General features: G+C 63.7%; 12 protein-coding genes and 2 tRNA genes. 1 reads left to right on the forward strand and 13 read right to left on the reverse strand.

What is annotated here, in order from left to right; all coding sequences use genetic code 11:
• Positions 1–6 precede the first annotated feature (6 nt).
• From nusA to rlmE, 10 genes are all read right to left on the reverse strand, one after another.
• Positions 7–1,500, reverse strand: coding sequence for a transcription termination factor NusA (gene nusA, locus C6W88_RS05440; protein ID WP_108131788.1), 1,494 nt, complete (start codon positions 1,498–1,500; stop codon positions 7–9).
• 73 nt (positions 1,501–1,573) lie between these two features.
• The gene (gene rimP, locus C6W88_RS05445; RefSeq protein ID WP_045992269.1) at positions 1,574–2,035 is read right to left on the reverse strand and encodes a ribosome maturation factor RimP; all 462 of its coding nucleotides are present in this window, start codon (positions 2,033–2,035) and stop codon (positions 1,574–1,576) included.
• A 211-nt stretch (positions 2,036–2,246) separates the two neighbouring features.
• Positions 2,247–2,323, reverse strand: a tRNA-Met gene (locus C6W88_RS05450).
• A gap of 136 nt (positions 2,324–2,459) precedes the next feature.
• Positions 2,460–2,546: transfer RNA gene (locus tag C6W88_RS05455), tRNA-Leu, on the reverse strand.
• 17 nt (positions 2,547–2,563) lie between these two features.
• Positions 2,564–2,998 (reverse strand): preprotein translocase subunit SecG, encoded by a 435-nt coding sequence (gene secG, locus C6W88_RS05460; protein ID WP_045992270.1) that lies wholly within the window; start codon positions 2,996–2,998, stop codon positions 2,564–2,566.
• A gap of 4 nt (positions 2,999–3,002) precedes the next feature.
• Complete coding sequence (gene tpiA, locus C6W88_RS05465) at positions 3,003–3,749, reverse strand: triose-phosphate isomerase (RefSeq protein ID WP_108131789.1); 747 nt, start codon at positions 3,747–3,749, stop codon at positions 3,003–3,005.
• Positions 3,750–3,931: 182 nt separating this feature from the next.
• Complete coding sequence (gene glmM / locus C6W88_RS05470) at positions 3,932–5,281, reverse strand: phosphoglucosamine mutase (RefSeq protein WP_108131790.1); 1,350 nt, start codon at positions 5,279–5,281, stop codon at positions 3,932–3,934.
• Positions 5,274–6,137 carry a dihydropteroate synthase gene (folP, locus tag C6W88_RS05475; protein WP_181248652.1) on the reverse strand — a complete coding sequence of 288 codons (864 nt, stop codon included), beginning with the start codon at positions 6,135–6,137 and terminating at the stop codon, positions 5,274–5,276. Before folP ends, glmM begins: the two co-directional genes overlap by 8 nt.
• 113 nt (positions 6,138–6,250) lie before the next feature.
• The gene (gene ftsH, locus C6W88_RS05480) at positions 6,251–8,242 is read right to left on the reverse strand and encodes an ATP-dependent zinc metalloprotease FtsH (RefSeq protein WP_108131791.1); all 1,992 of its coding nucleotides are present in this window, start codon (positions 8,240–8,242) and stop codon (positions 6,251–6,253) included.
• 303 nt (positions 8,243–8,545) lie between these two features.
• Positions 8,546–9,214: a 23S rRNA (uridine(2552)-2'-O)-methyltransferase RlmE gene (gene rlmE / locus C6W88_RS05485; RefSeq protein WP_045992275.1), complete on the reverse strand. Its 669-nt coding sequence runs from the start codon at positions 9,212–9,214 to the stop codon at positions 8,546–8,548.
• Between the two features lie 282 nt (positions 9,215–9,496).
• On the opposite strand from rlmE, the gene yhbY reads away from it, so the two are divergent.
• Positions 9,497–9,823, forward strand: coding sequence for a ribosome assembly RNA-binding protein YhbY (gene yhbY / locus C6W88_RS05490; protein ID WP_108131905.1), 327 nt, complete (start codon positions 9,497–9,499; stop codon positions 9,821–9,823).
• 113 nt (positions 9,824–9,936) lie between these two features.
• Here yhbY and greA read toward each other — a convergent pair whose 3' ends face one another.
• From greA to carA, 3 genes are read right to left on the reverse strand one after another with little or no spacing between them, the layout of a single operon-like run.
• Positions 9,937–10,413, reverse strand: coding sequence for a transcription elongation factor GreA (gene greA / locus C6W88_RS05495; RefSeq protein WP_108131792.1), 477 nt, complete (start codon positions 10,411–10,413; stop codon positions 9,937–9,939).
• Entirely contained in the window at positions 10,410–13,640 is a 3,231-nt protein-coding gene (carB, locus tag C6W88_RS05500) for a carbamoyl-phosphate synthase large subunit (RefSeq protein ID WP_108131793.1), read from the reverse strand. The genes greA and carB overlap by 4 nt, the downstream gene beginning before the upstream one ends.
• A gap of 51 nt (positions 13,641–13,691) precedes the next feature.
• Positions 13,692–14,837: a glutamine-hydrolyzing carbamoyl-phosphate synthase small subunit gene (gene carA / locus C6W88_RS05505; protein WP_108131794.1), complete on the reverse strand. Its 1,146-nt coding sequence runs from the start codon at positions 14,835–14,837 to the stop codon at positions 13,692–13,694.
• Positions 14,838–15,167: the final 330 nt, after the last annotated feature.

The following is a 15,167-nucleotide window of genomic DNA, read 5'->3' on the forward strand; positions in this document are numbered from 1 at the left end:
ACCCTGTTACTGTTCGCTCTCGAACCAAGGCGCACGGGCGGTCATGATCAATGCCGCGGCGCGCTCTTCGTCCACCTCTTCGATGTCCACCAGATCATCGACAGACTGTTCAGCCAGATCTTCCATGGTCTTGATGCCACGGCTGGCCAGGATGAAGGCCAGATGGCGCTCCATTCCGTCCATCTCCAGCAGATCATCCGCCGGCTGGGCTCCGTCCAGTTCCTCCTCGGAGGCAATGGCCAGGTTCAAGAGCTCGTCCTTGGCGCGAGCTCGAAGCTCCTCGATGAGGTCTTCGTCGAACTCTTCGATTTCCAGCATTTCCTCGACCGGTACGTAGGCCACCTCTTCAAGCGAGGTGAAACCTTCCTCGACCAGCAGCCGAGCGACATCATCATCGATGTCCAGGTGCTGAACGAAGTGCTCGACCAGACTGTCGATTTCCTGGTCGCGCTTGGCCTCGGCGTCGGCTTCGGTCATGACGTTGATACGCCAGCCGGTCAGCTCGGACGCGAGACGCACGTTCTGGCCACTACGGCCGATGGCCTGGGCCAGGTTGTCCTCGGCGACGGCCACGTCCATGGCGTGGGCATCCTCATCCACCAGGATGGAGGCGACGTCGGCCGGGGCCATGGCGTTGATCACCAGCTGTGCGGGATTGTCGTCCCACAGCACGATGTCGACGCGTTCGTTCTGCAGCTCCGAGGACACCGCCTGCACGCGCGAACCGCGCATGCCGACGCAGGCGCCCACCGGGTCGATGCGACGGTCGTTGGTCTTGACCGCGATCTTGGCCCGGGAGCCCGGATCACGCGCCGCCCCCTTGATCTCGATAAGCTGCTCAGCGATCTCGGGAACCTCGATCTTGAACAGCTCAATGATCATCTGCGGGTTGGTGCGCGACAGGATCAACTGGGCGCCACGCGCCTCGGCGTCGACCTTGACCAGTAGTGCGCGCACCCGCTCGTTCATGCGGTAGCGCTCACCGGGGATCATCTCGCTGCGCGGCAGGAAGGCCTCGGCGTTGTCGCCCAGGTCAATGATCAGGCCGTCACGTGTCGTCTTCTTGACGATACCCGCGACCAGTTCACCTTCACGCTCGGCATAGATGCGCACGACCTCGGCACGCTCGGCCTCGCGCACCTTCTGCACGATGACCTGCTTGGCGGTCTGGGCGGCGATACGACCGAAGGCCGCATTCTCGATGCGCTCCTCGACCACGTCACCCAGGCCCAGCGGCGGATCCCGCTTTTCGGCGAAGGTCAGCTTGATCTCGGCGTCGGGTCCGTCGAAGTCATCGTCCTCGACCACCACCCAGCGGCGGAAGGTCTCGTACTCGCCGGTCATCCGATCGATGTGTACGCGGACGCTGGCTTCCTCATCCTCGAAGCGCTTGCGCGAGGCACTGGCCAGCGCCGCCTCGACGGCTTCGAAGATGACCTCGCGGGGGACACCCTTCTCGTTGGAGATCGCGTCAACGACCGCCAGAATTTCTTTACTCATGCCTTAAAGCCTCGCCAAAAAACCGATCCTTGTTCTCTCTTGTCGCGCATCAGTCGTCGCGCATCAGTGAGCGTCACTCGTCAAACTGAGGAACCACCCGCGCCTGATCGATGCCGTCGATCGGAAAGCAGTATTCCTCACCGTCGATCTGCACCAGCACCTCGTCACCCTCGGTTCCGGCGAGCACGCCCTGGAACTTGCGCCGACCCTCGAAGGGAGCGCGCAGCTTCAGAGCCACGTGATGGCCAGCGTAACGGGAGAACTGATCGAGACGGAACAGCGGACGATCCATCCCGGGCGAAGACACCTCGAGACGGTACTCCCCGGCGATGGGATCCTCGACATCCATGATGGCGCTGACCTGTCGACTGATATCGGCACAGTTGTCGACACTGACGCCATCGGCGTGATCGATGTAAATCACCAGACGGGAATGTTTTCCCTGGGACAGATAGTCGATACCCCAGAGCTCGAACCCCATGGCCGTTACCACCGGTTCGATCAACGCATTGAGCGCAGCATCTTTGGTCGCCACGAATGAAAGCTCCTACAGCCGTTGCATCAGCACCTGGCCGGGAGTGAACAGGAAAGTCAGGTGGCTGATTGGCGTTCGCGCCGCCGGGCGAGCCCCGGCAAGCTGCTAACAAAAAGCCCCTTCACAGGAAGGGGCTTTTTCCAAGAAACCTGTCACCATCTGGCAGAAGTTCGCATGCCCCTTGAGGATACCTGCATGCCTGCCAAGAAGATGGTAGCGGGGACCGGATTTGAACCGATGACCTTCGGGTTATGAGCCCGACGAGCTACCAGACTGCTCCACCCCGCATCAATCTAGGCCGGTGAGTATACTGCGCCTTGACCAGGGCGTCAAGGCATTTCACCGAACCGCCAACCCTGAGAGAAGATCACCGGTCATCACCGGGAGAGCTTGTCATCCACGCCGTCATTGCAGAAGACGAGGATGGTGCCGAAGGCGGGACTTGAACCCGCACGACCGTAAGGTCACTACCCCCTCAAGATAGCGTGTCTACCAATTCCACCACTTCGGCTAGGGGAGTTCCGGAGATCAGCCTTGGCTGTCCTCCAGCACTGGCGCTGCATTATCCACGTCGCTTGAACCTTCGTCAAGCGTAGGCGCAGAATTTTCCTGACTTTCTTCCTCAAGCGCAGGCGCACTGTTCTGGGTGCTTTCGTCATCCAGGGTCGGCGCGCTGTTCTGCTGCTCGATCACCTCGGCGTCGGGAATACCCGCCTCTGGCGCGGAATTACCCGCTTCGGAGGCGAAGTAGGCCAGGGTCAGGGAAGTGGCGAAGAAACACGCCGCCAGCGCCCCGGTCGCCTTGGACAGGAAACTGCCGCTGCCACGGGAACCGAAGACGGTCTGGGAGGCACCGCCACCGAAGGAGGCGCCGGCATCGGCGCCCTTGCCCTGCTGCAGCAGGATAAGAACGACCAGGGCGATGGCGATCGCCACATGGATCATGAGAATGGCAACTTGCATGGATTCAACCTGCTGACTGACAAATGGCTAGAAAATCGTCGACCTTCAGCGATGCTCCGCCGATCAGGCCGCCGTCGATGTCCGGTTGGGCCAGCAATTCCGCCGCGTTGTCGGGCTTCATGCTGCCGCCGTAGAGAACCTGCATGGACGCCGCCAGGGCGCCATCGTAACGTTCGAGTCGTGCACGAATCGCCGCATGCACCTGCTGCGCCTGCTCCGGCGTTGCGGTACGACCGGTGCCGATCGCCCAGACCGGCTCGTAGGCCAATACCAGGCGCGCGCGCTCGTCACTGTCGAGGGCTTCCATCACCGCCTCGAGCTGACCGAGCACCACCGCCTCGGTACGCTCGGCGTCGCGCTCTTCCAGGGTTTCCCCCAGGCACAGCACCGGCGTCAGCCCCTGACCCAGCGCGGCCTGCACCCGTGCCAGCACCGCCGCGTCGTCTTCACCGAACAGGGTGCGCCGCTCGGAGTGTCCGACCAGCACCATGTCGGCGCCGACGTCTGCAAGCATGGCGCCGCTCACCTCGCCGGTGAAGGCTCCGCTCGGCTGGTCGCTCAGGGTCTGGCCGGCCAGCCTGACGCTCTGCGGCAACCGTTCCCTGGCCACCCCGACATAGGGAAAGGGAACCGCCAGGGCCAGCGTCACCGCCTGCGGCAATTCGGCGCCGGACAGCGCCTCGGCGAAGGTATCGATCAGGCTCAGCGAGCCATTCATCTTCCAGTTGCCGGCTATCAGCGGTGCACGCATGGAACATCCTCTTTCAAGGTGGGCCGAAATGGTATAGGAGCGGCCCTGTCAAGACAAGATTTGCCGCGGGATCGAAGCCTTCGGTCCCGCGCTGGAGCAAGCCGACAAGACGCTTTCGCCGGCATCTGGGTCCACCAGGCCTCGCGTCATGGCACCGCGAAACCGGGCGGTGAGATCAGGGTTCAGCCGACCAGCTCACGCACGTCATCGGCCAGACGCCTGGCCAGCCCTTCGACATCCAGATGAGGGCGTCCCTCGACCATGACGCGAATCAGCGGCTCGGTACCGGAGGGGCGCAGCAGCACGCGGCCCTCATCGCCAAGCTCGGCCTCGACCGCACGGGTGGCCTGCTCGAGACTCGGGTCGGCCATCACCGCCTTGGCGTCGACGCCCGCCGACAGGCTCACGTTGACCAGCGACTGAGGCGCCTTCTCGAAGCCGTGCAACAGACGTGACAGCGGCTTTTCCTCACGCACCATGTAGGACAGCACCTGCAGCGCCGAGACGATACCATCGCCGGTGGTCTGCACGTGGCGACAGACGATATGCCCCGAGGACTCGCCACCCAGCTGCCAGTCGTTGGCGGCCAGGCGCTCCATCACGTAGCGATCGCCGACCTTGGCACGCTCGAAGGGCACGCCCATGGACTCCAGCGCGGCGGCCAGCCCAAAGTTGCTCATCAGGGTACCGACCACACCACCGCCCAACTCGCCACGCTCGTGACGGTCCTTGGCGATCAGGTAGAGCATGTCGTCACCGTCGATCTCGTGACCGTCGGCGTCCACCATCAGTACTCGATCGCCGTCGCCATCGAAGGCGATACCCAGATCGGCGCCTTGCTGGATCACCGCCGCGCGCAGCGCCGCGGGATGGGTCGAGCCCACCTCCTGGTTGATATTGAGGCCGTCGGGCTCGGCCCCGACCAGGCTGACCTTGGCCCCGAGCTCCTTGAACACCGCCGGCGCGATGTGATACGTCGCGCCATGGGCGCAGTCCAGCACGATACGCAGGCCGTGCAGATTGACCCGGTCGGGGATCGTCGACTTGCAGAACTCGATATAGCGCCCGGCGGCGTCGTCGACCCGGCTGGCCTTGCCCAGCTCCCTCGGTGACACCGTGGTCAGGGTCTCATCCAGTGCGCGCTCGATGCGCTCCTCGATCTCATCGCCCAGCTTGGCGCCCTCGGCCGAGAAGAACTTGATGCCGTTGTCCTGGTAGGCGTTGTGGGAAGCGGAGATGACGATGCCCGCATCGGCGCGAAAGGTCCGCGTCAGGTAGGCGATACCCGGTGTCGGCATCGGACCGAGCAGCATCACGTCAACGCCCGCCGCCGACAGTCCCGCCTCGAGGGCCGACTCGAACATGTAGCCGGAGATCCGGGTGTCCTTGCCGATCAGTACCCGCGCCCGCTGACGGCGTGGCTCGAGCACGCGGCCGGTAGCCCAGCCCAGCTTGAGCATGAAGTCCGGCGTGATCGGCGCCTGACCGACGGTACCGCGAATGCCATCCGTGCCAAAATAGCGTCTAGCCATGGTGTTCTCCTTCCTCGAGAACGGCCCAGGTCATGTTCACCGCGTCCACATGGGGCCCCACATCGTGAACGCGTAGTATCCGTGCGCCTCGCTCCACCGCCAGTGCCGACAAGGCCAGACCGCCCGACAGGCGCTCCTCGACCGCACGGTCGAGCACCTTGCCGATCATGCTCTTGCGCGACATCCCCACCAGCAGCGGAAGCCCCAGGGCTTCCAGGCGCTCCAGGCGATGCAACAGGCGAAGATTATGCTCCACGGTCTTGGCGAAACCAAAACCTGGATCAAGCAACAGACGTTCTCGCTTGAGACCCGCCGCCTCGCACTCGGCGATGCGCCTTTCGAGAAAGTCTGCCACCTCTTCCTCCACCGGCCTGTCATAGCGGGGCGCATCCTGCATGTCGCCCGGCTCGCCAAGCATGTGCATTAGCACCACCGGCAGCCCGGTACCGGTCGCCGCCGCGACGGCGCCCTCACGACGCAGGTTGCGTACATCATTGATCATGCCAGCCCCGGCCTGGGCGCTCTCGCGCATGACCTCCGGCGTCGAGGTATCCACCGACACCAGGGCATCCAGCTCCCGTACCAGCGCCTCGACCACCGGGATCACCCGGTCGAGCTCCTGCTGCGCGGTGACCGGCGTCGCACCAGGTCGCGTGGACTCGCCGCCCACGTCGATGATGGCGGCACCCTCGGCGAGCATCTGTTCGGCATGGCGCAGGGCGTCGTCGATGACCACGTGATGGCCACCATCGGAAAAGGAGTCGGGAGTGACGTTGAGGATCCCCATGATGCGGGGAAAGGTCAGATCGAGGCGGTGTCGACCACAGGGCAGTACAGCGGGGTAACGAGCGTCCATCGATGAGGATGTCCTGGGAAAATCTGGGTATTCACCAAAGAATACTAATACGAGAGGCGGGTCATGCAACGCCAGAGGCGCCCCGCGGGGCGCCTCTGTGAGCGGGCGGGCCGTCAGCTACCGGCGGGGCCGCCAAGGGGGTCGGAGGGGCGACGGCCGGAGCCTTTGTCATCCTCTTCCTCGTCCCCGTCGTTGGTGTCGGCGCTGGACTCCGGCTCCTTCGACGGCTCGGGATCACCGGTGACCGGGGAACCACCGCCGGAACCGGGCTCATCCCAGTCCTTGGGCGGACGCGGGTCACGCCCTTCCATGATGTCCTTGAGCTGATCCGCGTCGATGGTTTCGTAATGCATCAGCGCTTCGGCCATGGCATCGAGCTTGTCGCGATTGTCCTCGAGGATCTGACGCGCCTGCTCGTAGCAGCCGTCGATGATCTTGCGCACTTCCTTGTCCAGACGCGAGGTGGTTTCGCCCGACTTCAGCTTGCCACCGCCCTGACCCGGGCCGCCGAGGAACTGGTGAGACTCGTCCTCGTCGTACATGATCGGCCCCATCTCCTCGGACAGGCCCCACTTCGCCACCATGTTGTGAGCAAGCTCGGTGGCACGCTTGATGTCGTTGGAGGCGCCGGTGGTGACACCGTTCGGTCCCAGCGTCATCTCCTCGGCGATGCGGCCGCCGAACAGCGAGCAGATCTGACTGATGATCTGCTGGCGCGACAGGCTGTAACGATCCTGCTCCGGCAGGAACATGGTCACACCCAGGGCGCGGCCACGCGGAATGATGGTCACCTTGTAGACCGGGTCATGCTCCGGCATCACCAGACCGATGATGGCGTGGCCCGACTCGTGGTAGGCGGTGTTGAGCTTTTCCTTCTCGGTCATGACCATGGAGCGGCGCTCGGCCCCCATCATGATCTTGTCCTTGGCCAGCTCAAGCTCTTCCATGCCCACCAGACGCTTGTTACGACGAGCGGCGAACAGCGCAGCCTCGTTGACCAGGTTGGCCAGGTCGGCACCGGAGAAGCCAGGGGTACCACGGGCAATGAAGGTCGGCTTGACGTCATCGGCCAGCGGCACCTTGCGCAGGTGCACGTTGAGGATATGCTCGCGACCACGAATATCGGGAAGCGGCACCACCACCTGACGGTCGAAGCGGCCCGGGCGCAGCAGCGCAGGGTCGAGCACGTCGGGACGGTTGGTGGCGGCGATGACGATGATGCCTTCATTGGCCTCGAAGCCATCCATCTCGACCAGCAGCTGGTTCAGCGTCTGCTCGCGCTCGTCGTTGCCGCCGCCCATGCCGGCGCCGCGCGAACGACCCACGGCGTCGATCTCGTCGATGAAGATGATGCAGGGTGCCTGCTTCTTGGCCTGCTCGAACATGTCGCGCACACGGGAAGCACCCACACCGACGAACATCTCGACGAAGTCAGAGCCTGAGATCGAGAAGAACGGCACCTTGGCCTCGCCGGCGATGGACTTCGCCAGCAGGGTCTTGCCGGTACCGGGAGGCCCGACCATCAAGACACCGCGGGGGATGGTGCCACCCAGCCGCTGGAACTTGGTCGGATCACGCAGGAAGTCGACAAGTTCCTCGACTTCCTCCTTGGCCTCGTCACACCCCGCCACGTCGGCAAAGGTGGTCTTGATCTGATCCTGGGACAGCAGTTTGGCCTTGGACTTGCCGAAGCTCATGGGGCCGCCCTTGCCGGCACCACCGCCCTGCATCTGGCGCATGAAGAACATGAAGATGGCCAGGATCAGCAGAATCGGGAAACTCGCGATCAATAGTCGCGTCCACAGACTCTGCTGTTCCGGCTTCTTGCCCACCACGGTGACATTGTTGGACAACAGATCGTCCATCAGCTTCGGATCCTCCGCCGAGGGGCGGATGGTCTGGAAGCTGGAGCCATCGTTGCGCTCACCGCTGATCGTGTAACCGTCGATGGTTACACTGCGTACCTGCTCGTTTTGCACCTGTTCGACGAACTGGGAGTAGTTCATCTGGTTGGGTGCGTTCTCGACGCTGAAGTTGTTGAACACCGTCAGCAGCACCGCCGCGATGACCAACCACAGAATCAGGTTCTTCGCCATGTCGTTCAAGGGACCACCCTCAATTGCAAGAATCTGTCGGCCTAGGTGCCTAAGGGTTCGACACTACATGACCCGGCCTGGTTCAGCCAGCCTGATCGGATCCAACGAAGCGGCGCAAGCGCCCCTTCCGCCGGGACTCACCCTCGGAAAATGCCGAAAAAATGTCGATGCGATGACTGCCTGGCAGGCCATCGCACGCCATCATGTGTCCTTTCCTGCCTGTACCATGCCTCAAGACTGGCACAGCCAGGCCATTTTTGCCGGTATCGCTCCGGTAGGCGCGGCCTATCAGACGTCGACCGGCGCCGATGCTCAGCCCTTGAATCCCTGGGCCAGCAGGTAGACCTCGCGGGAGCGTGCCCGCGATGCCCCCGGCTTGCGCGTCACCACCTTTTGAAAGGCGCCGCGCAGCTCCTTGAGATATTCGTCGAAGCCTTCGCCCTGGAACACCTTGGCCAGGAAGGTACCCCCGGGACGCAGCGTCTGACGAGCCAGGTCGAGCGCCAGCTCCACCAGGTACATTGCCTGGGGCTGATCGATAGCCGCCATACCACTCATATTGGGGGCCATGTCCGACATCACAAGGTCCACCGGGCGATCACCGAGCCTTGCCAGCACCTCTTCCAGCACGCTTTCCTCGGTAAAGTCACCCTGTACGAAGTCGACCCCGGCCAGGGCGTCCATCTCGAGGATGTCCGAGGCGATGACCACGCCGGCGTCACCGACACGCTCTGCGGCGATCTGGCTCCAGCCGCCTGGCGCCGCACCCAGATCGATGACGGTCATGCCCGGCTTGAACAGCTTGTCCTTGTCGTCCAGCTCCACCAGCTTATAGCTGGCCCGGGAACGGTAGCCGTCCTGCCAGCTCTGCTGAACGTAGCGATCATCGAAGTGTTCCTTCAACCAGCTGGCGCTGGTCTTGCTCGCGCTGCTCTTGCCGGATGAGGATTTTTTACCGGAGGGGGGACGGGATGCTGCCACTGAGCCACCTGAAAGAAGATTTCCTGAACAATTGCCGGAAGGGCGTTGCTCGAAGTGCATTTGCTGCGGACACCCGGCATGGCCGCCGGAGCCGAACCGCGTGGCGGGGAGGCTCGCCGCAGGAACCGAGGGGTGGGCTGCACGACGCATCGAGCACCTTTGCCACCGCCGGCGAACGGCTGCCTGGAGATTGTCATGCACAAGCGCTTTCACCGCACGGGGAATCCCCGTACCATGTGCTGTCACGCGCCCTACGGCCAAAACGGAATGAAGCAAGATACCATGAGCTTGTCACAGGCACAAAAGAAAGCAATGCGCAGCATCGGCCACCACCTCGACCCGGTGGTGACGGCCTCGGAGAACGGTATTTCCGAAGGCATGCTGGCCGAGCTCGAACGAGCCCTGAACGACCACGAACTGGTCAAGGTGAAGCTCGCGATCCCCGACCGCGACGACCGCACCGCTGTGCTCGACGAACTCGTCGCCCAGAGCCGCTCCGAGCTGATCCAGAAGATCGGCAAGGTGGCCCTGGTGTACCGCAAGAACCCCAAGGCCAACCCGAAGCTGTCCAACATCACGCGCTTCGAGAACCACCACGGCCGCCACTGACGCACCGGCGCCGCTGCGCCACCACCGGGCGCCGACGAGCCTGTCGCCAGAAAAGACACCGCCCCGCCAGGAATCCTGGCGGGGCGGTGTCGTCTGGATCGAAGGAGCCGGGTCTAGATGTGCTCGACGCCGGTGATCTCGTACTCGACCTCACCACCGGGGGTGCGGACCAGCACGACCTCACCCTCTTCCTTGCCGATCAAGGCACGGGCGATGGGCGAGGTGACCGAGATGCGACGCTGCTTGATGTCGGCCTCGTCCTCACCGACGATGCGGTAGGTCACCTCTTCGTCGGTATCCAGATTCAGAAGCTCGACGGTCACGCCGAAGATCACCTTGCCGGTCTTGGGCAGCTTGGTGACGTCGATGACCTGGGCGTTGGACAGCTTGCCCTCGATCTCCTGGATACGCCCCTCGATGAAGCCCTGCTGCTCGCGCGCGGCGTGGTACTCGGCGTTCTCCTTGAGGTCGCCGTGCTCACGCGCTTCGGCGATGGCAGCGATCACTGTCGGGCGAGCCTCGCTCTTGAGCTGTTCGAGCTCTTCACGCAGGCGTTGCTCACCGGCGACGGTCATCGGGACCTTGTTCATGTATTCGCTCCTGCATGCAGTTCCTGTAGCCGCCGCACGGTCACGGCATTGCCGTACTCGAGCGCCAAACAAACGGCACTGGCCCCTGCCAGCGTCGTGGCATAGGGAACCTTGCGGGCGAGTGCGGTGCGGCGGATCACCGAGGAGTCATTGATGGCCTGGCGGCCCTCGGTGGTATTGACGATATAGGCGATCTCGTCGTTCTTGATGGAATCGACGATGTGTGGCCGGCCTTCGTAAACCTTGTTGACGACCTCGACGGGCAGACCAGCCTGTTCAAGGGCTGCCGCCGTTCCTCGGGTCGCACAGAGTGTGAAGCCCAATGTTACCAGAGAACGCGCCACTTCGATAACACCCGCCTTGTCCGGCTCGCGAACCGACAGGAACGCCTTGCGATCGCCGGTCAGCGCCGGAATCGCCTCACCTGCACCGAGCTGGGCCTTGTAGAAGGCCTCGGCGAAGGTGTCGCCGGACCCCATTACCTCGCCGGTGGACTTCATCTCCGGCGACAGGATCGGGTCGACGCCAGGGAACTTGTTGAACGGGAACACCGCCTCCTTGACGCTGTAGAAGTGCGGCACGATCTCGCGCTCGAAGCCCTGCTCCTTGAGGCTGACGCCGGCCATGCAACGGGCCGCCACCTGGGCCAGCGAGGTACCGATGCACTTGGACACGAAGGGCACGGTGCGCGAGGCGCGCGGGTTGACCTCGATGACGTAGATCTCGCCGTCCTGCCAGGCCAGCTGGACGTTCATCAGGCCCTTCACGCCAAGCTCCACGGCCATGCGCTTGACCTGCTCGCGCATCTCGTCCTGCACTTCCGCCGGCAGCGAGTACGGCGGCAGCGCACAGGCGGAGTCGCCTGAGTGCACACCAGCCTGTTCGACGTGCTGCATGATACCGCCGATCACCACCTGCTCACCGTCGGACACCGCGTCGATGTCGATCTCGATGGCGGCGCTCAGGAAGTGATCGAGCAGCACCGGCGAGTCGTTGGAGACCTTGACCGCGTGGGTCATGTAGTTCTCCAGCTCGCTGGCGTCATAGACGATTTCCATGGCGCGCCCACCGAGCACGTAGCTCGGGCGCACCACCAGCGGGTAGCCGATCGCCTCGGCCTTGCTGAAGGCCTCGTCAAAGCTTCTGGCGGTGGCGTTGGGCGGCTGTTTGAGGCCCAGCTTGTCGATCATCTGCTGGAAGCGCTCGCGATCCTCGGCGCGGTCGATGGCGTCCGGGGTGGTACCGATGATCGGCACTCCGGCGGCCTCGAGCGCACGTGCAAGCTTCAGCGGCGTCTGACCGCCGAACTGCACGATCACCCCGACCGGCTTCTCCTTGTCGGCGATCTCGAGCACGTCCTCCAGGGTCACCGGCTCGAAGTACAGACGATCGGAGGTGTCGTAGTCGGTGGACACGGTCTCCGGGTTGCAGTTGACCATGATGGTCTCGTAGCCGTCGTCGCGCATGGCGAAGGCGGCGTGGACGCAGCAGTAGTCGAACTCGATACCCTGACCGATACGGTTGGGGCCACCGCCCAGCACCATGATCTTCTTACGATCGCTGACCTCGGCCTCGCACTCCTCCTCGTAGGTGGAGTACATGTAGGCGGTGTCGGAGGCGAACTCGGCGGCGCAGGTGTCGACGCGCTTGTAGACCGGACGGATACCGGCGTCATGGCGCGCCCTGCGCACATCGTCCTCGGACACGCCCAGCACCTTGGCCAGGCGAGCATCGCCAAAGCCCTTGCGCTTGAGACGATAGAGTTCGCGCGCGTCCAGCGACGACAGCGGACGGCTGGACAGATCCTGCTCGATCTTGACCAGATCCTCGAGCTGCACCAGGAACCAGGGGTCGATGTTGGTCAGCTCGAACACTTCTGCCACCGACATGCCGGAGCGCATGGCATCGGCGATGAAGAAGATACGCTCGGCGCCGGCGGCCTGCAGCTCGCCCTTGATCAGCGCCATGTTCTCGTCGCTGAACTCGGTGACGATGGGATCGAGACCGTCGTTGCCGGTCTCCATGCCACGCAGCGCCTTCTGCAGCGACTCCTGGAAGGTGCGACCGATGGCCATGACCTCGCCCACCGACTTCATCTGGGTGGTCAGACGGTCGTTGGCCTGGGGGAATTTCTCGAAGGTGAAGCGCGGGATCTTGGTGACGACGTAGTCGATGGACGGCTCGAAGGACGCCGGGGTGCGACCGCCGGTGATGTCGTTCTGCAGCTCGTCCAGGGTGTAGCCCACCGCCAGCTTGGCGGCGATCTTGGCGATCGGGAAGCCGGTGGCCTTGGAGGCCAGGGCGGAGGAACGCGACACCCGCGGGTTCATCTCGATGACCACCATGCGGCCGGTCTCGGGGTCCACGCCGAACTGGACGTTGGAGCCACCGGTCTCGACGCCGATCTCACGCAGCACCGCAAGGGATGCGTCGCGCATGATCTGGTATTCCTTGTCGGTCAGCGTCTGGGCCGGCGCCACGGTGATGGAGTCACCGGTGTGCACGCCCATGGGGTCGAAGTTCTCGATGGCACAGACGATGATGCAGTTGTCGTTCTTGTCACGAACGACCTCCATCTCGTATTCCTTCCAGCCCAGCAACGATTCGTCGATCAGCAGCTCGTGGGTCGGCGAAAGCTCGAAGCCGCGCCCACAGATCTCCTTGAACTCTTCCTTGTTGTAGGCCACGCCGCCACCGGAGCCACCCATGGTGAAGGATGGCCGGATGATCACCGGGAAGCCCAGCTCGCCCTGGATCTCCCAGGCCTCATCCATGCTGTGGGCGACCTTGGCCTTGGGGCACTCGAGACCGATATTCTTCATCGCCTTGTCGAAGCGATCGCGGTCCTCGGCCTTGTCGATGGTGTCGGCGTTGGCACCGATCATCTCCACGCCGTACTTTTCCAGTACGCCGTGGCGATCGAGATCCAGCGCGCAGTTCAGCGCGGTCTGGCCGCCCATGGTCGGCAGCACGGCGTCGGGACGCTCGGCCTCGATGATCTTCTCCACCGCCTGCCAGGTGATCGGCTCGATGTAGGTGGCATCCGCCATGGCCGGATCGGTCATGATGGTGGCCGGGTTGGAGTTGACCAGGATGACGCGAAAACCCTCTTCGCGCAGCGCCTTGCAGGCCTGGGCGCCGGAATAGTCGAACTCGCAGGCCTGGCCGATGACGATGGGGCCAGCGCCGATGATAAGGATGCTTTTCAGGTCTGTACGCTTGGGCATGGTGCTTCCCGCAAGAAAATTGGACGATGAACCGGAGTCTGTGTCGGCGCCTTAGCGACGGCTGCGCATCATGTCGATGAAGCGGTCGAACAGCGGCGCCACATCGCGGGGGCCGGGGCTCGCTTCGGGGTGGCCCTGGAAGCTGAACGCCGGACGGTCGGTACGCTCGATCCCCTGCAGGGTGCCGTCGAACAGCGAGCGGTGGGTGGCGCGCAGGTTATCCGGCAGCGTGGTCTCGTCGGCGGCAAAGCCGTGGTTCTGGCTGGTGATCATCACGTGGCCGCTGTCCAGATCCTGCACCGGATGGTTGGCGCCGTGGTGGCCGTGATTCATCTTGACCGTAGTGGCACCGCTGGCCAGCGCCAGCAACTGGTGGCCCAGGCAGATGCCAAACACCGGCACTTCGGTCTCGAGGATCTCGCGGATGGCGTCGATGGCGTAGTCACACGGCTCGGGGTCGCCGGGTCCGTTGGACAGAAAGACGCCGTCGGGGTCGAGCGCCAGCACCTCGGACGCCGGGGTCTGGGCCGGCACCACGGTCAGCTTGCAGCCGCGACTCGCCAGCATGCGCAGGATGTTGAACTTGACGCCGTAGTCGTAGGCCACCACATGGAAGGGCCGCTCGGCCCCTTCGGTATCGGCGTAGCCCTTGCCCAGCGTCCACTCGCCCTCGTTCCAGACGTAGCGCTCGCTGCAGGACACCACCTTGGCCAGATCCATACCCTTGAGCCCGGGGAAGGCGCGGGCGGCTTCCAGGGCGCGCGCTTCGGCGTCGTCACCCAGGGCCTCGTCGCCGGCCACGATGGCACCGTTCTGGGCACCCTTGTCGCGCAGGATTCGAGTCAGCCGGCGGGTATCGATGTCGGCGATGCCCACCACGTTCTGGCTGGCGAGATAGTCCGAGAGGCTCTGGGTAGATCGGAAGTTGCTGGCGACGAGCGGCAGATCGCGGATGACGAGGCCCGCGGCGGCGATGCTGGCGGACTCGACGTCCTCGGGATTGATGCCGGTATTGCCGATATGGGGATAGGTGAGGGTGACGATCTGTCGGGAATAGGAGGGGTCGGTCAAAATTTCCTGATAGCCGGTCATGGCCGTATTGAACACCACCTCACCACTGGTCTGCCCATCAGCGCCAATGGCCGTGCCGTGGAATACGCTGCCATCTTCCAGGGCCAAGATTGCGGGTTTGTTCAACGCTACGTCCTCCCAAAGCTCGTCAAGGTATCTACGACCGCCGCCATACGCTCGCCGGCGTCGGCGACCTGTCGCCAGGCCATTCGGCACCGACCCGGCCCATCGTGCGTCAAGCACACAAGGAGCCGGGCCGTAAAAAAGCGGGACGAAACCCGGTGTTTGACCGGTTTCATCCCGCTTGTTGTCATTCGCTCGGAATGCAGAGCCGGCACCTATGCTGCGAGAGACGTACTAAACGCTCTCGACGCGACACTTTCATGCCCGGCCCGGCCAAAATTTTTGGAATGTTACAGCATCTGGGCCGGGCTGACTACCCCGGAACAAGCACTT

The sequence above is a fragment of the Halomonas litopenaei genome, from assembly GCF_003045775.1.
GTDB lineage: Bacteria > Pseudomonadota > Gammaproteobacteria > Pseudomonadales > Halomonadaceae > Halomonas > Halomonas litopenaei.

Bases quoted from the DNA above. Each gene is read 5' to 3' on its own strand.
- folP (WP_181248652.1), bottom strand. From the start codon at position 6,137: ATGGACGCTCGTTACCCCGCTGTACTGCCCTGTGGTCGACACCGCCTC.
- secG (WP_045992270.1), bottom strand. From the start codon at position 2,998: ATGCAAGTTGCCATTCTCATGATCCATGTGGCGATCGCCATCGCCCTG.
- nusA (WP_108131788.1), bottom strand. From the start codon at position 1,500: ATGAGTAAAGAAATTCTGGCGGTCGTTGACGCGATCTCCAACGAGAAG.
- tpiA (WP_108131789.1), bottom strand. From the start codon at position 3,749: ATGCGTGCACCGCTGATAGCCGGCAACTGGAAGATGAATGGCTCGCTG.
- carB (WP_108131793.1), bottom strand. From the start codon at position 13,640: ATGCCCAAGCGTACAGACCTGAAAAGCATCCTTATCATCGGCGCTGGC.
- glmM (WP_108131790.1), bottom strand. From the start codon at position 5,281: ATGGCTAGACGCTATTTTGGCACGGATGGCATTCGCGGTACCGTCGGT.
- greA (WP_108131792.1), bottom strand. From the start codon at position 10,413: ATGAACAAGGTCCCGATGACCGTCGCCGGTGAGCAACGCCTGCGTGAA.
- yhbY (WP_108131905.1), top strand. From the start codon at position 9,497: ATGAGCTTGTCACAGGCACAAAAGAAAGCAATGCGCAGCATCGGCCAC.